Below are 19,855 nucleotides of genomic sequence, written 5' to 3'. Positions count from 1 at the left end.
TAGCTACCAAATACTTGCCAAACTACCTGGGCTGGCGACGGGCTTTTGAACAACACTGCCAACTCACGCCGGAAACCCTACTCAATGCTGCTCTGGGGAATTTTCAATATTTAACGATGACATAGCCAAAAAGTATCACCCATTTTTGCTACATTTCTACTTCGAGCAATGAAATTGGAAAACTACAACGGTGGAGCAGCAGTCCCAACTCTAAATCGAAATGATGTTCATAAAGTTGATGTGCTTTGCCCGGAAAGTCGCTTTATATGCGAGTTTGATGAACAAGTTTTACCGATATTTTCGCAGATTGAAAAACTTCAAGAATACAACGCGAAACTCGCCGAAGCCCGCGACTTACTGCTCCCCCGCCTAATGAACGGAACGATCAGCGTATGAGCAAAGGCTACCAACCTCCCTACAGTATTACGACAAAGATACTCAATGCCGTTGCCGAGATCAGCGAATTGCTGGGGCGTTGGTCAGCCAGTCACCAAGGCGCATTATCGCCGCAACTTAGGCGCGATAACCGCATCCGTACCATTCAGGCATCTTTGGCGATTGAACACAACAGCCTGTCACTGGAACAAGTCACCGCCATTTTGGAAGGCAAGCAGGTACTTGGCTTGCCACGGGAAATTCAGGAAGTACGCAATGCTTTTGCCGCTTACGAACAGTTATTCGATTGGCAAGCCACCAACGGTGTACATTTGCGAGCAGCACATGAACGGCTGATGCTGGGCCTGATCGATAATGCCGGGCAATGGCGTAGTGGTGGGGTGGGTATCTTTCGGGAACAGGAGTTGGTTCACATGGCACCTCCCGCAACACAAATTCCCCGTCTAATGAATGATTTGCTGGGTTGGCTTGCTACGACTGACAGTCACCCGTTGATCGCCAGTTGTGTGTTTCATTATGAGTTTGAATTTATACATCCGTTCAGTGACGGCAACGGTCGCCTGAGTCGTTTGTGGCAGACTTTGATTTTGAGCCAGTGGCGTACGGAAATGGCTTATCTGCCGGTTGAAACGATTATTCGAGATCAGCAAAGCGATTATTACCAGGTACTGGGTGCGGCAGATCAAGCCAGTGATTGCACCGTATTTATTGAATTTATGCTCGGTGCTTTGGCGCAGGCGTTGAGAGCAGGGATTGAGATAGAATCACCGTCAACACTGTCGGTAGAATTGGCGGCGCAAGTGTCGGGAGAAACAGCGTTAGTGATTATTCAAGCCTTGTACCGATCGCCCGACTTGACTATTCCCACATTGGCTACTCAGTTAGGCATGAGTTCGCGCACCATTGAGCGTCATCTACAAAAGCTGCAACAGCAAGGCGCGATAAAGCGTATTGGTTCGACAAAAGCCGGACATTGGCAAGTTCAGATCAAGGAAAACAGGGAATCCGATGTATAACGAAGACACGCTGGTACAGGCTACAACTGCTGATTATTTGCTCAATGAGTTGGGGTGGGATGAGTCGATTTATGCTTATCATGAGGTCTTTGGCAAGGAGGGTACGCTGGGTCGCAGCCATGATGGCGAAGTGGTGCTTACTCGCTATTTAGGCGAGAAGCTGATGCAGTTAAACCCCGGTTTACTGTTGGAGGCTTATAAGGCTGCTCTGGGTATCATTGTTGAAGTCAGTTCCAGTTCGGTGATGCTGGCAACCAACTATGATAAAGACCAGCTGCATAAAAATGGCGTACAGGTCAGCTTTCGTAATGACAAAGGTGAGCTGGTAAAAAAACGCCTGCGTCTGTTTGATTTTGATAGTCCGGAAAACAATCATTTTCTGGCGGTACGTGAGTTTTGGATCAGAGGTGACCTTTACCGCCGCCGTGCCGATGTGGTGGGATTTGTGAATGGAATCCCGTTGGTGTTCATGGAGCTGAAGAGCTTGCAAAAAGATATCAAGGCAGCTTATGAACAGAACTTTGCCGATTATAAGGACACCGTGCCTCTTTTGTTCCACCATAATGCCTTTGTTATTCTGGCTAATGGTGTGGATGCAAAAATAGGCTCTATCACCAGTAAGTTTGAACACTTTAACGACTGGAAACGTCTGCATGAAGACAGTCTTGGTGTCGTGGATATGGAGACTTTGCTGAAAGGGACATGCAGTAAAGCCAACCTGATGGATATATTTGAAAACTATATTCTGTTTGACGAAAGTGCTGGCAAGATGGTGAAAATTGTCGCCCGTAATCACCAGTTTTTAGGGGCAAATCGTGCCGTTGAAGCGGTCAAGGATCGCAAAGCGCGTTTGGGCAAGCTGGGCGTATTCTGGCATACCCAAGGCTCTGGGAAGTCCTACTCGATTGTGTTCTTTGCCCGTAAAGTCCATCGTAAACTGGGTGGTAATTACAGTTTTGTGGTGTTAACCGACCGTGATGATCTGGACACTCAGATTTACAACACTTTTGGCGGTTGCGGATTGGTGAATAACGATAAAGACCCGTGCCGTGCCGCAAGCGGAACTCATTTGCAAGAGTTGTTAGGCCAGCAAAAAACCTATGTGTTCTCGCTGATCCAAAAGTTTAACCAAAAGATTGATCCGAATAATCCCTACACCGAGCGTGATGACGTTATTGTTATCACTGATGAAGCCCACCGTACCCAGTATGGCCTTTTGTCACTGAATATGCGCAATGCCCTACCGAATGCCAGCTTTATTGGCTTTACCGGTACACCTTTGTTTAAGGATGACGAGATTACCCGTAAGGTGTTTGGTAATTACATTTCGACCTATGACTTTCAACGTGCGGTAGAAGATAACGCAACGGTACCGCTTTATTACGATGCACGAGGTGAAGAGCTCACGTTTGTTGACGATGATGGCGTTCAACACAGCGTTGCTGATCCCAAAAACTTGAATGAGAAGATAGCTGCCAAGCTGGAAGAGCTGGAAATTGACGATATTGATGTCCAGCAACGCTTGGAACGTGAACTGAAACGCGATTACCACATCATTACCTGTAGCAAACGCTTGAGTCAGATTGCCGAAGACTTTGTTTGGCATTACGCAAACGGCTGGGAATCGGGAAAGGCGATGTTTGTTTGTCTGGATAAAATCACCTGCGTGCGGATGCATAAGCTGATCGAATTTTACTGGCAACAGCATCTCCTTCAGTTAGAAAAAGACTTGAATACAGCCACCGACGAACAGAATGATGTTTGGCGTAGGCGGCAGATTGCCTGGATGCAGGAGACGCAAATCGCCGTGGTCGTCAGTGAAGAACAAGGCGAAATGGAAAAGTTTAAAAAGTGGGATTTGGATATTACCCCGCATCGTCGATTGATAAAAGAAGGCTACCTGCTGGAAGACGGTAAACGCTTGGACATGGAAACAGCGTTTAAGAAACCGGAGCACCCATTTCGTGTGGCAATAGTCTGTGCTATGTGGCTGACCGGCTTTGACGTGCCAACACTGGCAACGTTATACCTAGACAAACCACTTAGAGCTCATACGCTGATGCAGGCCATAGCCCGTGCTAACCGTGTGGCTGAGGGTAAAAATAATGGCCTGATTGTCGATTACTGCGGCATTTTAAGGAACCTTCGGAAAGCATTGGCTACCTTTGCAGGGCGAGGTGACAGTGGCCACGGCGGTAAAGAAGGTGAAAATGACCCGACCAGACCCAACGAAGAACTATTGGTTGAGTTGGTCGAATCGGTTGCTTTAGTAAGGGAATTCCTGGGCCTACAAGGTTTTAAGTTAGACGACATTATTGAAAAACAAGGCTTTGCCCGGAATAAGGCTATTGATGAAGCCAAAGAAGCGGTGAACGAAAACGACCAGACCCGTAAACGCTATGAAGTGATGGCGCGAGAGGTATTTAAAAAGTTTAAAGCCTGTATCAATGTGCCGGGGGTAAATACTCAACGTGATGGACGTGATGGCATCGATATTATTTACAAACGCTTGCAAGCTGATCGGGAACAAGCTGACATCACCGATATTATCCGACAATTACATGGTATCGTTGATGAGACCATTCATACACAGCAGGGAGTCCGTGAGCCAAGGGCCGAGGGCAATGATGTTTACGACATTAGTAAAATTGACTTTGAGCGTTTACGTAAAGAATTTGAGGCCTCTACAACTAAGCGTACTACCGTGCAAAGTTTGAAAGATGCGGTGGAAAGCAAACTTAATAGATTGCTGATGCAAAACCCGCTACGCACCGATTACCAGGAACATTACGAAAAGCTGGTTAAAGAATACAACCGGGAAAAAGACCGAATCACCATCGAGAAGACCTTTGAAGCTTTGATCAAGCTGGTTGATGGTCTGGATAAAGAAGAAAGTAGAGCAGTGCGGGAAAATTTAACCGAAGAAACCCTGGCACTATTTGATCTTCTGAGAAAGCCTGACCTAAGCAAAAAGGAAACTGACAAAATTAAAACAGTTGCCGTTCAGTTACTGGAAACCTTGAAAGCAGAGAGCCTGAAAATTGCTAACTGGCGTGATAAGGAAGCCACTCGTGATGCGGTCAAGCAGCAAATTTTCGACTTTTTATACGAAGATAAAACAGGTCTGCCAGAGGAAGATTACAGCGACAAAGATATTCAAACCCTGGCGCAAAGTGTTTACTGGCACGTGTATCGAGCTTACCCGGCAGTGCCTTCACCGATTTATACACAAGGGTAGTAACATATGTATAGGATTAATGGTGTAGACACATTAATACGGGTAGCTGGAGATGACACGATTACCTTTTATTTTGATTAAGACATCAACCGTTTTACTGTTCTTTGCTGGTTTTTCTGATCACGGCAGTCATAACGGACGGTAGTTCGTGTTCTTCGTGTCCTCTGTGGTTAATCGTTTTTTAACCTGTTTGGGATAATACTTTCACAGTCTCGTTTGCTTCCCGACTGCGCCGAGATGCCAAAATAACGCTTGAACGCCTTGCTGAACGCCGGTACCGAATCGTATCCGCAACGCTCTGCCACCCGCCCTACATCCTGCCCGACTCTATTAAGCCAGCGTGTCTCGACTTGCAGCCGCCAAGCGATATGTTCAGTAACAGACCTTTGCAAACTCCGCCCACCCACACTGCCCTCCAAATCACAATCAGGCTCAGACCGATAAGCAATATGCCCGCTTTGCCGCCTAAGCGAATAAAATAAACCCCTCGATTAATCTAATTGACAATCATTCTCATTAACGTTAAAGTCGTTTGCACTTCTCTTTCTCTATACGAACAATAACAACTGGGTTATCAAGGAGCCTTATCATGAAACGCGCGACCACTCGCATGGCCATCACCTTAGCCGGTAGTGCCTATCTAGCTTCATTGCCGCTAGCTGCTGCGGAGCAAAAACAAGACACTGCCATATTGGAAGAAATCACGGTCGAAGGAGACTGGCTGGGGCCGCCGACTAAGGACAACGTTCGCACCTATCCGGGGGGTCGCTCCGTGGTCACCGACACCGAATTGCAACAGGCCGGCGCTCGCACGCTGGAAGACGCGTTGCGCTTGGTGCCGGGCGTCCGCGCCCAGGATGAAACCGGCACCGGCATTCTGCCGAATATCGGCGTGCGCGGATTGGACCCCAGGCGCAGCTCCCGCACGCTGGTGCTGGTCGATGGCATCCCTATCGCCTTGGCGCCTTACGGACAGACGGGCTTGTCGATGTTTCCGCTGACCATGCAAACCGTAGAAAGCGTCGATGTAGTGCGCGGCGGGGCGGCTGTCCGCTATGGGCCGAATAATGTGGGCGGCGTCATCAATTTCATCAGCAAACCGATCCCGGATAAGTTCAGCGCCACCATCAGGGAGGCGCTGACCATTTCCACCGACACCGGCAACGTGCTTACCGACAGCTACCTGCGCGCCGGCGGCTTCGTGAACGACAGGCTGGGCCTGCAATTCCAGGCCAATACGCTGCTTGGCGATTCGTCTCGCGCCCATTCGGGTACGGAAGTGGAAAATTTGGCGTTGGATGCCCACTGGTTCGTCACCGACAACGCCGACATCAAGGCCGGATTGCAGTATTACAACACCGATACCCAACTCCCCGGCAGCCTGTCGCCAAAGGCCTACGAACAGGATCGTTTTCAGTCGCAACGACCGCACGATAAATTCCAGGGCGATACTGTAAAGGGACATTTGGTCTACAACCAAAATTTCGACCTTTTCGGCAGTCCGGCTGAATTCAACTGGACCAATTTTGCTCACACCAGCGACAGGGAGTTCACCGTCGGCTGTCTGCTCAATGCTGCCGCGACCTCCTGTAACCTCGATCCGTCCAAGGTATCCGACGGCGAACAAACCAGCCCGCGCACATTCACCGTTTACGGCACCGAGCCGCGCCTAACCGTAGGCGCCAAGACCGGCTGGCTGGACCACAAATTCACCTTGGGCGGACGTTACGTCAGCGAAGACGTCGAGCAGGGAGTCGACCGGCGCCGCCTGAGCACCGGCAAGGTCACCAATGCCCAGGACTTCCATTTCGGCACCGATGCCTTTGCACTCTATGCCAGCGACACCTTGAGCGTGTGGAATGAGCGGCTTAGCGTCACGCCGGGCTTGCGTGTGGAATGGATCGACCAGTCCAGCAACAACCAGCTGACCGGCAAGGTCGTCGACAATCGCAGCAACGAACTGCTGCCCGGCCTCGACGTAGGCTTCCACTTATGGCCGGATAAAATATTCCTGTTCGGTAATCTACACAAATCCTTGCAGCCGGTGCAATTCACCCAAATCACCCTGGAAGGCGATACCGGTGTGGAAAAAGCCTGGAACTACGAAGCCGGCTTGCGTGTGTCGCCACTATCGGAGCTCGACGCCACGTTCAGTTATTTCCGCATTGACTTTGACAATCAAATCGTCGGCGTCGTGGAAAACGGCACCACCAGGTTCCGCAACCTCGGCCAAGCCCAGCATCAGGGCTATGAAACCGAACTGGACTGGCGCCCGTCCTTCCTGGCCGGCCTCGATCTCAAGGCGGGCTACACCTATGTGGACACACAGCAGTTGAACAACCTGTTCAGCGGCACATCGCAAGTCGCGTTTAAAAATAACGAAGTGCCGTTCAGTTCGCATCATCAAATTAACTTGCAAGGCAATTACCGCATCGATACTGTCAATTTCAACGTCAACGGCTCGTACCTGAGTTCCGCATACACCGATGCGGCCAACACCGTGCCGGAAAACGCCATTGGCGATAGAGGCAAGATACCGGACTACTGGCTGTGGAACGCCCAAATCACCAAGGATTTCCGTGTAGACAAGGCCAACATGCGGGTCGGCCTTGCCGGCAACAACCTGTTCAATCAGGACTACTACTTCCGCGGCGTGGATACCAGCCTGGGCCGAATGCCGGGACCGGGACGCGCGGTGATGCTCAGCCTGCAAATGGATCTATAAGGAAAACTCATGCCTAACCAAGAATTGATTCTGCTGACTCATGTCCCGACCGAATCGGTCAACGACGGCTTCCTGCCGGCGGCGCGCCGCCTCGGCCTGTCGCCGGTGCTATTGACCGATCAGGCCGAAGCGCACCGCCAGCACTTTAGCCAAAGCGGGCTGCCGGCCTATCCGGAGGCCATCATCGCTTGCGACGTGTTCAATCCGTTAGCCGTGATTGAGGCGATAAGCCGACGCGGGCAGAAACCGGCGGCGATTTTTTCCAACAGCGATCACCTGCAAGCCAGCACTGCGATTGTCGCCGACTATTTCAGACTGCCCGGCAAGAACTGGCATGTAACTTACCGCGCCAAGAACAAGGCTGAAATGCGCACCTACCTCAGCGAGCAAGGTATCGAAACGATACGGTACGCCGTAGCATCGGAATTGGAAAGCCTGGCGCAGGCCGCAGCCGAGGTAGGCTTCCCCTGCGTAGTCAAACCGCGCGAAGGCGTCGCCAGCCAGGAAGTCGGTTTGGCGCGCGATTACGCCGAACTCGCCGCCCACTGCCAATCGGTTTGGCAAACTCGGCCCGGCCAAGTCATGCTATTGGAAGAATACCTCGAAGGTCCCTTGTGTACCCTGGAAACATTGGGCGACGGCAAAGGATTGCAAGCCCTGGGCGGATTTCATGTTCGGCTGTCGGCACCGCCGCACTTCGTCGAACTGGAAGCCGACTGGAGCAGCGAGCTGGCAAAGCAGCAGGAGGTACTGAACCAGATCATTCGTTTCGGCGTCGGCTTCGGTGCCTGCCATACGGAATTCGTGTTGACCGCACAAGGACCGCGCCTGATCGAAATCAATTACCGCTGTATCGGCGACCGGCGCGATTTCCTGCTGGAGCAGACGCTGGGCATCCCGCTGTTCGAAACCGTGCTGCGGCTGCACCTGGGCGAACCGCTGTCGGCCTTGTCGTTGGCGCCGCGCGCAGCCGCGATACGCTATCTGACGCCTGTTATAGATGGCCAAATCATCACCGCCCCCACACCGTTCAGCCGTCGCGGCGGAACCGTCGACATCGGGCTTCGCGTCTTGCGCCAGGCCGGTGACACCATAGCGATCACGCATTCCAATAAGGATTACCTGGGCGTTTTAACCGGCGTCGGCTCGGATGCGGATACCGTGCATCAAGCCTTGGCGCAAGCCGGCGCAGGCTTGGCGTGGGAGATCCGTTGATGAGCGTACAGCACGGAGTCGCGGACAAAAACCAGCAGGACTATATCTGCCGGCGCGTCGTTGATGCGCTGTTGCGGGAAGATGTGCGGGAAACGGTAAGCCGGGGGAAAATTGTCGCTGCAGCCGACGCGCCATGGTCCGATCCGCCGGTGCGGCCCAGTCACTGGCTCGCCGTCGAGCATCTGGGCGACGGCTGCCTGTGGATTCCGGTCCGGCCTTGTACATTCATGCAGGAATGGGCTTTGTACGACCTTCCGCTGGTGTGGCAAAGCAGCAACGGCAATGATCGGTTGAACGACATATCCGCCATTCTCGTGCTGTTCCGGCAAGGACTGGACCAAGCTTCGGCCGCAGGCTTCACAGACTATGCCCGGGAATGCCTCACCGCCGTCGAGCACGGCATCTTGTGCGCACAAGAGCGGCAGCGATATTTTGCCGAAGTGCAGCATAGCAGCCAATATGCGCAGCTCAGCCCGCACTGGCAAGACCGGCAGTTGCACTACGAGCGGCTGGCCGCGTTTCTCGATCACCCTTTATATCCCACGGCGCGCGCCAAACTGGGTCTTTCACCCGACGATCTCGCCTTATACGCGCCGGAATTCCAACGCCCTTTTCAGTTGCGCTGGGTAGCGGTGGCCAAGGATATTCATTTCGGGCCGGAGGCTGCGGCAAGCCTGCAAGGACTCTGTCCCGGCTTTGCAGAAGTCGGCCTCGACGCCCGATTGAGCGACGAGCACATGCTGCTGCCGGTTCATCCGTTGTTTACACGCCGTATGCTGGATGCCCTGACGGAGGCGAACGGCTTGCAAGGCAAACTCCTGCTTGCGCCAAAACCCCATCTGGACGTTCTGCCCACCTTGTCGGTACGTACCCTGGCGGTGCAAGGCAGGCCGGGACTGCACATCAAATTGCCGATGGCCATCCGCACCTTGGGCGGCAAGAACATACGTACCATCAAGCCCGGCACCATCGCCGACGGCCATGCCGTGCAAAGCCTGCTGGGCCGTATAGCGGCGCAGGACGCGGACATCTCCGGCCGCTTGCTGCTGACCGATGAAAGCATTGGCGCCCATATCAACCACCTGCCCGAGCTGGGTTACATCCTGCGGCGTTATCCGGCGGGACTGGAGCGGGCTACGGTGGTGCCGGTGGCGGGCCTGCTCGCGGCAACGCCGCACGGCCTGCTGGTGGCAGAAGAACTGGCGCAGCGTTTTTTTGCCGGTCGGCTGGAGGATTTTCTCGACGCCTATCTGGAGGCGACTTTGCGCACTCACCTGGTTTTCTGGTTACGCTATGGCATCGCGCTGGAATCCAACCAGCAAAATTCCATGCTGGTGCTCGGCACCGGGACGCCGGCCTTGCGCTTGTTGCTGAAGGATAACGACGCGCCGCGCATCCATGGCGCCCGCCTCGCCGCCGGTTGGCCGACACTGGCGGCATTCGTGGACGGCTTGCAGGATCGCCGCATCGTAGTGGACGACGAATTGCCGCTGGCGCAGATGTTCACCACCATCACCTTGCAGCTCAATGTGGCCGTTCTGATCGAAGGATTGGCTGGCATCGGCCACTTGACCCGCCGGCAACTATACGGCTGTGTGCGCGACAAGATAGCGGCGCTGCTCACGGAACTGGCCGGGCAAGGGGAAGATACCGCTTTGGCGCGTCGCATCCTGCTGGAAGACGACCGGCAATACGTCAAATACCTGCTCACTGCGGCCAGCCTGAAACCCAAAGCCGCAACGGGCGCCGTCGACGTCAACAAATTCTACGGCAAAAGCGGGCCTAACTTTCTGAAGGAGAGCTTGTGACTATCGCCCAGCGCCGCATGGTGATGGTCGTCATGTTTTGCCACTTTATCGCAGCTTTCGCCGCCCTCGGCATGCCGCCATTCTTCGCGCTGATACTCAGCAAGTCGCTGCACAACAGCAACGCTTACCTGGTCGGCTGGTTTTACGTCGTCCCGACGTTTTTCACGGCGCTGTCCAGTCCCTGGTGGGGTCTGTTTGCCGACCGCATCGGCAAAAAAGTCTCACTGCTGCGTGCGCAATTGGGGCTGTCGGCAAGTTTCCTGTTGGCCGGCTACAGCAATAACACCACACTATTCTTTCTGGCCTTGGCTTTGCAGGGGATGCTGGGCGGCACCTTCGCCGCGTCCAATGCCTATCTGGCGACAATGTCCAGCGGTCCCGCCCTGGCCCGCAGTCTGACCCTGATGCAAGGCTCCGCGCGCGCCGCCCTGGTGGTCGCGCCCGCCGTGCTCGGGCTGTTCGCCGCCTCGGTTTCGCCGATAGAGCTTTACCGCTATCTGGCCCTGCTGCCGCTGGCCGCCGCCTTGCTGCTTTGGCTACTGCCCGAACCCGCGCAGACCGCACAACACGACGACTATCGGCCGAAAAATACCGTCGTCGGCCAACCATTGCTACCGGCAAACAACGTTTACCTGTTGCAATTTGCTTTCGTATTCGCCACCGTCGCCACCTTCCCCTACTTTATCCCTTACGCCCAAGGCCTGGGATCGGTTTCTGTCGAATTGGCCGGCCTGCTGTTCGGTCTGCCCAACCTGCTTTACCTGGTCACGGCCGGCGTCTTAACCTACCGTTTCGGGCAACGGGCGTCGCCGGCCGGGCTGGCAGGGATATTCCTGTTAATGGCCATCGCTCTGTTCGGCCAGGCCCAGACGCAAAGCCTGACAGGGTTGATTCTGTGGCGGATGCTGATGGGCTTGGCCATGACCGGCAGCTTTATTGTACTGCATGCGCTAATAGCTGCGCTGGTGCGCAAAGGCAATGCCGGACGCACCTTCGGCTGGCTGGAAAGCGGCTCGAAATGGGGCGCAGTAGCCGCCGGCCTGACCGCCGGAGCCCTAGTGGACAGGTTAGGCCCGCACGCACCTTTTTTACTCGGCGGCGGGATTATGACCGCCGCCGCCGCTTGGCTGGCAGTTTCAAGTTTTTACCGCCGTCGCACCGAAAATATCTGACTTCTGGAGACACATCATGGGACATCAAGCACTGCAAACTTTTTACCAAACCTGCTCGGCCGAGGATCAAGCCAGCCAGCGCAGCCTGGAGACCTTGCTCAGTTGCTATTGCCGGGAAGTCGCCGGACCGGCCGGACAAATCGGCATCGGCCCGCTGTTCGGCCAAGGCGATTGGCCTATGGCGTTACGCGCGGTATTGGGGCAAGGCGGAGGCAAAGCCATGCACATCCTGTTGCCGCACAGCGGGGAACGTCTGTTAATGGTGGTCGACCAGCCTTCGCCTACCGGCAATTACCGCTACCGTTCGCCTTTCTACCACAAATCGCCGGGGCGACCCTGGGCGCCCCTGGACTGGCACACCTTGGCCACGCTGCTGCTGCGCGATCTGGCCAGCCAAAACGATGTCCCGTTCAACGAGGAACTGCTGGAACAAATCCGCGACAGCGTCGCAGTGACCGGCGCGATTCTCGCCGTGCCGCAACCGGCAGAACCCAAAGAAGCCTTGGCCGCCTATCTGGATTCCGAGCAGTCGCTGGCGTTCGGCCACCCGTTCCACCCGGCCCCGAAGAGCCGGCAAGGGTTTTCGGCTGCGGATGTGCAACGCTACGCTCCGGAGTTGCGCGCCAGCTTCCCGCTGCATTATTTCGCGGTACGCCGCGAACACTGGCTCCAGGAGTCGCTGCTGCCGGAATCCGCCGACGCCCTGCTGGCCGCCCAAGCTCCCGCCGGCCTGCAAGCGGACGACGATTTCGCCCTGCTGCCGGCGCATCCCTGGCAAGCGCGCTACTTGCTGTCCCGACCGGCCGTGCGGACAGCCCTTGAACAAGACCGGCTACGCGACCTGGGTCCGCAGGGACCGGCCTATTTCGCCACGTCGTCGATACGCACCTTGTTCCACCCGGACAATCCCTATTTTTACAAATGTTCCCTGCATGTACGCATCACCAATTGCGTGCGCAAGAACGCCATTTACGAGCTGGAGGGGGCGCTGCAAGTCACCCGCATCATGCGGGCCATCGGGCCGCGCTTGGCCGCACAATTCCCTACCCTGCGGATACTGGAGGAACCCGCCTACGCGTCGGTACGACTGAGTGACGATGAAACCCCAGCCGAGCGGGAAGCGGCGGAAGGTTTCGGCCTGATCCTGCGCCAGGGACTGGATCCGATAGACACCGGCGCGGCAACGCCGCTGCTCGCCGGCGCACTGTTCGGCAATCATACGCGAGGCCAGGTGCGGCTGGCGGACATCATCGACAGGTTGGCGCGAAGGCAGGCCGCGCCGTGGGACGCGATAGCGGAAGACTGGTTCTCGGCCTATGTCGAACAATTGCTGCCCCCGGTGCTGCATTGCTTTTTCGACCACGGTATCGTCTTCGAACCGCACTTGCAGAACGTACTGATCGGCTTGACCGGTGACTGGCCCAGCCACGTCTGGCTGCGCGATTTCGAGGGCGTCAAGCTGGTAGCCGGACGATTCAACGCGGTTCCGCTAGCCGCCGTCGACGCAAGGGTGCGGCAAGCGCTGTTTTATAGCGAGGATCAGGGCTGGAACCGCATCGCCTACTGCCTGCTGGTCAACAATTTCTGTGAGGCCGTGGCGCAGTTGAGCGCCCTACGCCCGTCCCTGGAGCCGCGTCTGTGGCGTATCGTCGGCCACCAGTTGCGCCACTACTTGGTGCAGCACGGCAACCCGAACGCGACACGGCGCATCAATGCCCTGCTGTCCGGAGCGCCCTTCCCTGCCAAGGCCAACCTGATCAACCGTTTTTACAAACGTCCCGATCGCGATGCCACCTATCTGCCGTTGCCCAGCCCGTTGGCCTACCCGGGGGATGCGTGACATGAACCGACAATTAGCCCGCGTGGCGGAAGCCGCCCGGCGCGCCTGCACCGATGAGCCGCTGTGCGCCTATATCTACGACCTCGCGGCACTGGATCGGCATGCCGCCGATTTGGCCGCTACGCTGCCGGGCAACTGCGAACTTTTTTATGCGGTCAAGGCGAATTCCGACCTGCCGATTCTGCAAACCCTGGCGCCTCATGTGCGCGGTTTCGAGGTCGCATCCGGCGGCGAACTAGACTGGGTACGCAGCCATTTCCCGGACACGCCGGTGATTTTCGGCGGGCCCGGCAAGCTGGATACGGAACTGGCCTCCGCGTTGGAGCTAGGCGTGGAATTGCTGCACGCGGAAAGCCTGGACGAGTTGCGGCGACTCGCCTGGCTGGCCCGAAATATGAACCGGCATGCCGATGTGCTGTTGCGTATCAATCTGGCCCTGGACGGCGTACCGACCACCACCTTGACCATGGGCGGCCGGGCCACCCAGTTCGGCATCGATTCAGACCAACTGCCCGAATGCCTGGCATGGCTGGCGCGGCACCCGGAAGTCCGTTTACACGGTTTCCACTTCCACCTGATGTCCCACCAGTTGGATGCCGACGCCCATCTGGCCTTGCTTGCGCGTTACTTCCAGCAGGCGCGGCAATGGCGGGAGCATTTCGAGCTAGCCATTAACCACCTGAACGTGGGCGGCGGCATCGGTATCAATTATCGCGATCCCGACCGGCAATTCGACTGGCCGACGTTCAGCACCGGCTTGGCGGCATTGGTAAACAGCGAAAACATGCAGGACTGGCGCATCCGCTTCGAACCGGGCCGCTACCTGACGGCGGCCTGCGGCCATTACGTGATGCAGGTGCTGGATATCAAGCAATGCTTCGGCCGCCATTTCGCAGTCGGCCGCGGCGGCACCCACCATTTCCGCACGCCTTACGCCCAAGGGCACAGCCATCCGTTTTTCGTATTGCCGCAAGAGCACTGGCCCTATCCGTTTCCCCGGCCCGGCGTGGAACAGGCCGAAATCACCGTGGTAGGCCAGCTCTGCACGCCCAAGGACGTTTTAGCCACTGACGCGCCGGTGGAGCGGTTGCGGGTCGGCGACCTGTTGGTGTTTTCCTATGCCGGAGCCTACGCCTGGCATATCTCGCACCACGATTTTCTGCGTCACCCGCACCCGCAGCATATCTACCTATCGTCACAGGAGCCGGTTCATGCTGCAAACCAATAAACTGAAACAGTCCCTGCGTAACGGCAAGGCGGTATACGGGCTGCTGAATTCGGTACCGGCGTCGTTGCTGGTGGAAATGCTGGGTTACGCCGGATACGACTTCGTCATCCTGGATCTGGAACACGTGAATACCAATCCGGAAACCCTGGAAAACATGATCCGTGCCGCAGAATGCGCCGGGCTTACCGCCTTGGTGCGTGTGCCCGGCATGGATGCCGGTGCTATTCTGCGAGCTTTGGACAGCGGCGCGCAAGGCATCGTCGTCCCTCATGTGCAAAGCCGTGCCGAAGCAAAAGCCGCCGTCAGCGCCAGCTGCTATTACCCGCTGGGCCAACGCGGCATCAGTGGCGGCCGCACCACGGGCTTCGGCAGCCTGGATCTGCCGAGCTATTTCGAACGGGCCAACGCCGAGCTGCTAGTCGCGGTCATGATCGAAGACCGGGCCGGCGTGGAGAACATCGACGCGATCGTCTCCGTGCCGGGTATCGACCTGGTGCTGGAAGGAGCAATCGACCTGTCCCAATCTTACGGCGTGCCCGGCCAGGCCCAGCATCCGGACGTGCAGGCCGCCATCCTGACTATCACCGATGCCTGCCGTAAACACGGTGTGCCGTTCTGTGCCGTGCCGCGTCTGCCGGAACAAAAGGAATACTGGCTTCAGCGCGGCGTTCACGCCTTCCTGCTGGGCGATGACCGGGGCGTCGCTTTCCGGGCATTCAAGGCACACCTGCAAAGTTGGAAAACCCCTGCATCATCATGAGCGCAGCTGTTTCCAAAAAACTGTGGTTTAGCCATCTTTACCTGGGGATTGCGATTTCGCTTCCTTTATTGATTATCGCCGCCAGCGGCATTGTTCTGGGCTTTTACGACGACCTGCGCTATGCCGCACTGCCTTATCGCCTGGCAACCCCTGTTTACCAGCCACAGAATGCCTCCGCATTGGCCGATGCCATCCGGCGCCATTATCCCCGCCACCGCCTGGAGGTGCTGTTCCTGCCGACAGCTCCGGAGCACAGCGCAAGGGCCAGGCTGGCCGGGCCGGAACCGCTGCTGGTATTTGTCGATCCCGGCACAACCGCCATCCTGGAGGCAAAGGATGCCGCCGACTTGGACGGATTGGATTGGCTGCGGGAACTGCACCGCGGCAGCGTGTTGGGCTTGCCAGGGAAGATCGCCGCTAGCATGGCCGGCTTAGGAACGCTGTTCCTTTGGCTAATGGGGTTTTGGCTATGGTATAGACGCAGTGCGACGGCAAAACGGCAGCGGCGCCGGGCAAAGTTTTTCCCCGGATTAGTAACGATTCACCGGCAAACGGGGCTGCTGCTGGGCGGTCCCATTGCCGTTCTGGCCTTACTGGGGGCGCTGCTCAATTTTGCCGGGCCTTTGATGCAATGGCTGGACCCGCCGCCAGCGATTGTGACGCCAACTTCCACGCAGCAGCTAACGACGCTGCCATTACCCAGATTGATCGATGCAGCGGTTAATGGTTACCGCGACTCTCCGTTGGAGCGCATCTATTTTCCAGCCACCGCGAACCAGCCGTGGCGTTTTCGCTTCTTGGACGGAAGCTGGGGGTTCGTAGACGGGCAAAATGGAACTCTGCTTAAACTCAAAACACCATCCTCTCATTGGACCATGCTGCTATATCCCCTGCATAGCGGCAAATTGCCGGGCATATACGGCCATTGGCTGCTAGTCTTTTGCGGCTTCGTCCTGCTTTTTTTGATCAGCAGCGGCTTGCGTCATGGCTGGCGTATCATCAAGCCGCACCGCCGCTAGTTATGAACAAGAGGTTTGATCACGAGGTTGATATAGATATTGGAATCACCATTTATCAGCCGTTTGCTTTCCGCCCACGCCGGACCGCGCCCGGCGAGTTGCCGAAATAACGCTTGAACGCCTTGCTGAACGCCGGCACCGAATCGTATCCGCAACGCTCGGCCACCCGCTCCACGCTCATGCCCGGCTCCTTCAGCCAGCCCGCCGCAATCTGCAAGCGCCAGGAGCTAAGATACTCAATCGGCGAACTGCCGATTAAGGCGGCAAATTTCTCCGATAACACGGTTTTGGATAATCCCGCTTTGAAACACAGTTCGGCAACCGTCCAGGGTTGCCAGGGCTGCTGATGAATCAAGCCCAACACGGTTGCCAGCCGCCTGTCCTGCATGGCCGCAAACACCCCCTCCCCGACCAAATTCTCCTCAATGCAGTAACGGATCACCAGCACGAACAGGCTGTCGCATAACCGTTCCACCACCGAGTCGCTGCCAAAGCGCTGACCGGAAGCCTCGCTGATAACCAGCTCGATCAGCTTGGCCAGTATGTCGCCGGCTTGATTTTTCTTGATCACAATCTCGGCGGGCAACGCCTGCCACAACAACGATCGGGGCGTAGCCAGCTCGATTTCACCGCAGACAAATCCCGATTCGCCGCCCGCCCAACCGGTCAACTGGGTGTCGGCAGCGTCGCAGGGCAAATGCTCGGCGCTGTAGGACAAAAAGTGCTTCGGCGCATGCGGCAGGAACAAAATCAAATCGCCGCTTTCCAGCGCCAACGACGTTGTCCGGCTCGACGAATGCACCCAGCCTTGGCCCTTGCTGAGCAAATGAAACCAAACCGAAGTTTCGGAATTGTGATCCATCAACCAGCGTCCGCAAACGCCGCCGGAATAAACCAGTTTGGCGCGCAAGTTCAGCGCGTTGACCAGCGCAGTTAAAGCATCCACATCGATCTCCCGGACAATCGGACAACAATCCCGGAGTCACAGGCATGGGTTCGGCAAGCCGAATTGCTTAACCTATCCCCGTCGAAATTTTTCATTGCGGAGATAACGAAATGAACGTTTAGCTCAAGCCTTTGCATAGCAAAACCTATTGAGATTAACCGAAAAAACAGGAGATACAGTATGTCCCAATTCAACATTTATTCCATCCAGAATGCGCCGCTTGCTGCCCAACCGCTACTTGAAGGCGCACAGCAAAAATTCGGTTTTGTGCCGAATTTGCTGGGCGGCTTCGCCGAATCGCCGATAGTTTTACAAGCCTATCTCGATATTGGCTCATTGTTCGACAGGACCTCGCTAACCCCGGTCGAACAACAGGTCGTACTGCTTGCCGCCAGTGTCGAAAACCATTGCATTTACTGCGTAGCCGTCCATTCAATGCTTGCCAAACATAAGGCCAAGGCCGATGCCGCTATCGTGAATGCATTGCGTGAGCAACAGCCGTTGCCGGACAAAAAACTGGATGCCTTGGCAACCTTCACACGAGCCGTGGTCAAGCAGCGCGGTGTGGTAACCGGCACAACCTTGGATAACTTTATCGGCGCAGGGTACAGCCGGTCGCAGGTTCTGGAAGTAGTGCTGGGCGTAACGATGAAAACCCTCAGCAACTACGCCAATCATATCATTCATGCGCCGCTGGACAGTCAATTCCAGGCCGAGGCATGGAATGCACCTGCCCAGTGCAACAAGCAGTGCGCTTGAACTTTATATACACCACCACACAACTTAAATCATTAGGAGAAACACCATGCCACTCGTACAAATCAAAGGCATCAGCGGTTATTTATCGCTACAACAAAAACAGGAAATCATCAGCAAGGTCACCGATGCGATCGTCTCGGCAATTGCTCCTGCATTGCTCTACCTCCTGCATCCATGCAAGTCGTCGGTAGAAGGCGAAGGCTTAAGGCCGATCACCTGGGTTCTGATCGAGGATGTCGCTTCGGGCCAATGGGGCGTCGGCGGACAAGCCGTCACCACCGATGCTATTCGCGCGATGAGTCAGGCGTAAGAGTAATTGACTCGTAATAACTTGAGCGTTTGTAGGTGCGGATTTATCCGCGCCTACAGCACCGCATAACCAAAACAGACAGGAAACTTATCATGAATCTACTTAAATCGATATTTATCAGCAATTACATGATGCTGGTGATGGTTATTGCCGGTTATGCCGGATGGATGCTGTACCAAGGCGGGAACCCAATCGCCTGGAGCGGCGCAATGCTGACTGCCGGACCACTGTTGACGGTGATTACCCGGCTGATGCTGTTCAAAAACGTGGCGCGCACCAGTGCCCATTTTCCATTGATTAATTTCCTGGGTGCAGTCGGCGTCGGCCTTGCCGTTTGGGCCTGGTACGGACAAGACGCCAGCGCTGCTGCCCCGGCATTGGCGCTGGCCGGATGGTTCGGTTTTTTGCTGTATGCCTACTGGTTTTCAACCTATGGCGGACGCCAACCCAGCGCAAAACTCAAGATCGGCTCCACCTTGCCCAGCTTTACTGTCAGGAACGCCCACGGTGCCCTCGTAACCTCGGCGCAGTTAGCCGACAAACCGGCCATCCTGATCTTCTTTCGCGGCAACTGGTGCCCCCTGTGCATGGCCCAGATCAAGGAACTGGTAAGCCGGTATAAAGACATCAGCGCTCTCGGCGTCCGGGTTGCGCTGATCTCCCCGCAACCGCACAGCAACACCGAAACCTTGGCGAAAAAGTTCGGCGTGGATTTCGATCTCATCACCGACGAGGGCAACGCCGCAGCCCGCGCACTGGGCATAGCGCAAGCTCACGGCCTGCCGATGGGCATGCAAATGATGGGCTACGACAGCGAAACCGTACTGCCGACAGTCGTCATTACCGGCAAGGACGGCAAGGTCATCTGGACGCATGAGACAGACAACTACCGTATTCGCCCTGAGCCGGACGTTTACCTGGAGGTGTTGCGCCGCCATAAGGTAGTTCCCGAGGCGGCCTGACTCATATACGTTCAGAAGCTTGATTATGAAGGCAACTAAAAACGGTTGACTGGAAAACTTGTGAGGCAGTTATTTACGATGCTTGCTTGTGCGCGATGCGTATGGAATCAAGGGATTTTGTAGGTGTACTTTAAAGTTGCCTAGACGGGTTTCTATCAATAGTTCAACATTTGTAGTATCTTGCCTAACGGATTGCAGGAGTTGCGTTGTGCACCTGTGATTGAAATTTAATACTCGATGTTCAAGTTTTTAAGCTTAGAAATACAGCCGGAAAACGGGTAAGCTAATCAGTGTAAACTGCCACGTATTTCAACACCATGTTGATGTACGAGCCGGCACACTTTATAAAATCGTTTGTCACTGATTTAGATGCAGCCCTGGGAAAGCTAAAGTCCAATGCCAGGCTGACGCACCTACAAAAGACTTGGCTAGGATTTTGTTTAACGGGGATGTTACTGACC

At 55.7% G+C, this 19,855-nt stretch carries 16 protein-coding genes and 1 pseudogene; 15 read left to right on the top strand and 2 right to left on the bottom strand.

The annotated features are described in order from the left end of the window. The 4 genes and pseudogenes from RW114_RS16520 to RW114_RS16505 form a co-directional block, all read left to right on the top strand. Positions 1-125 (top strand): annotated as a pseudogene (locus RW114_RS16520) (IS1595 family transposase); the annotation flags it as partial. 49 nt (positions 126-174) lie between these two features. Continuing rightward, complete coding sequence (locus tag RW114_RS16515) at positions 175-396, top strand: restriction endonuclease subunit S domain-containing protein (protein ID WP_340123864.1); 222 nt, start codon at positions 175-177, stop codon at positions 394-396. Then, the gene (locus RW114_RS16510; protein ID WP_340123863.1) at positions 393-1,412 is read left to right on the top strand and encodes a Fic family protein; all 1,020 of its coding nucleotides are present in this window, start codon (positions 393-395) and stop codon (positions 1,410-1,412) included. The genes RW114_RS16515 and RW114_RS16510 overlap by 4 nt, the downstream gene beginning before the upstream one ends. Beyond that, positions 1,405-4,650 carry a type I restriction endonuclease subunit R gene (locus RW114_RS16505; protein WP_340123862.1) on the top strand — a complete coding sequence of 1,082 codons (3,246 nt, stop codon included), beginning with the start codon at positions 1,405-1,407 and terminating at the stop codon, positions 4,648-4,650. Before RW114_RS16510 ends, RW114_RS16505 begins: the two co-directional genes overlap by 8 nt. 170 nt (positions 4,651-4,820) lie before the next feature. Here the strand turns inward: RW114_RS16505 and RW114_RS16500 are convergent, their stop codons facing one another. After that, entirely contained in the window at positions 4,821-5,042 is a 222-nt protein-coding gene (locus tag RW114_RS16500; protein WP_340123861.1) for a helix-turn-helix domain-containing protein, read from the bottom strand. A 197-nt stretch (positions 5,043-5,239) separates the two neighbouring features. Here RW114_RS16500 and RW114_RS16495 point away from each other — a divergent pair, with 197 nt between their 5' ends. From RW114_RS16495 to RW114_RS16460, 8 genes are read left to right on the top strand one after another with little or no spacing between them, the layout of a single operon-like run. Then, positions 5,240-7,375: a TonB-dependent receptor family protein gene (locus tag RW114_RS16495; RefSeq protein WP_340123860.1), complete on the top strand. Its 2,136-nt coding sequence runs from the start codon at positions 5,240-5,242 to the stop codon at positions 7,373-7,375. A gap of 9 nt (positions 7,376-7,384) precedes the next feature. Continuing rightward, complete coding sequence (locus RW114_RS16490; protein WP_340123859.1) at positions 7,385-8,590, top strand: ATP-grasp domain-containing protein; 1,206 nt, start codon at positions 7,385-7,387, stop codon at positions 8,588-8,590. Continuing rightward, a complete protein-coding gene (locus tag RW114_RS16485) occupies positions 8,590-10,398 on the top strand; it encodes an IucA/IucC family protein (RefSeq protein WP_340123858.1) in 1,809 nt (602 codons plus the stop codon). The genes RW114_RS16490 and RW114_RS16485 overlap by 1 nt, the downstream gene beginning before the upstream one ends. Further along, complete coding sequence (locus tag RW114_RS16480; protein WP_340123857.1) at positions 10,395-11,570, top strand: MFS transporter; 1,176 nt, start codon at positions 10,395-10,397, stop codon at positions 11,568-11,570. Before RW114_RS16485 ends, RW114_RS16480 begins: the two co-directional genes overlap by 4 nt. A 16-nt stretch (positions 11,571-11,586) precedes the next feature. Beyond that, positions 11,587-13,410: an IucA/IucC family protein gene (locus RW114_RS16475; protein ID WP_340123856.1), complete on the top strand. Its 1,824-nt coding sequence runs from the start codon at positions 11,587-11,589 to the stop codon at positions 13,408-13,410. A 1-nt stretch (position 13,411) separates the two neighbouring features. After that, positions 13,412-14,638, top strand: a complete 1,227-nt coding sequence (locus RW114_RS16470; protein WP_340123855.1) for a type III PLP-dependent enzyme — start codon at positions 13,412-13,414, stop codon at positions 14,636-14,638. After that, on the top strand, positions 14,622-15,398 hold the full coding sequence (locus tag RW114_RS16465; RefSeq protein WP_340123854.1) for an HpcH/HpaI aldolase family protein: 777 nt from the start codon (positions 14,622-14,624) through the stop codon (positions 15,396-15,398). Before RW114_RS16470 ends, RW114_RS16465 begins: the two co-directional genes overlap by 17 nt. Then, on the top strand, positions 15,395-16,417 hold the full coding sequence (locus RW114_RS16460; RefSeq protein ID WP_340123853.1) for a PepSY-associated TM helix domain-containing protein: 1,023 nt from the start codon (positions 15,395-15,397) through the stop codon (positions 16,415-16,417). The genes RW114_RS16465 and RW114_RS16460 overlap by 4 nt, the downstream gene beginning before the upstream one ends. 55 nt (positions 16,418-16,472) lie before the next feature. Here the strand turns inward: RW114_RS16460 and RW114_RS16455 are convergent, their stop codons facing one another. Then, on the bottom strand, positions 16,473-17,363 hold the full coding sequence (locus tag RW114_RS16455; protein ID WP_340123852.1) for an AraC family transcriptional regulator: 891 nt from the start codon (positions 17,361-17,363) through the stop codon (positions 16,473-16,475). A 180-nt stretch (positions 17,364-17,543) separates the two neighbouring features. Here RW114_RS16455 and RW114_RS16450 point away from each other — a divergent pair, with 180 nt between their 5' ends. From RW114_RS16450 to RW114_RS16440, 3 genes are all read left to right on the top strand, one after another. Then, positions 17,544-18,122: a carboxymuconolactone decarboxylase family protein gene (locus RW114_RS16450; protein WP_340123851.1), complete on the top strand. Its 579-nt coding sequence runs from the start codon at positions 17,544-17,546 to the stop codon at positions 18,120-18,122. Positions 18,123-18,168: 46 nt separating this feature from the next. Then, the gene (locus RW114_RS16445; protein ID WP_340123850.1) at positions 18,169-18,432 is read left to right on the top strand and encodes a tautomerase family protein; all 264 of its coding nucleotides are present in this window, start codon (positions 18,169-18,171) and stop codon (positions 18,430-18,432) included. Positions 18,433-18,524: 92 nt separating this feature from the next. Further along, entirely contained in the window at positions 18,525-19,394 is an 870-nt protein-coding gene (locus RW114_RS16440; protein WP_340123849.1) for a peroxiredoxin family protein, read from the top strand. Positions 19,395-19,855 lie beyond the last annotated feature (461 nt).

It is taken from the genome of Methylobacter svalbardensis, assembly GCF_037671525.1.
GTDB lineage: Bacteria > Pseudomonadota > Gammaproteobacteria > Methylococcales > Methylomonadaceae > Methylobacter_A > Methylobacter_A svalbardensis.
The sequence above is the reverse complement of the archived record's forward strand: the minus strand, read 5'-3'. Positions and strand labels throughout refer to the sequence as shown.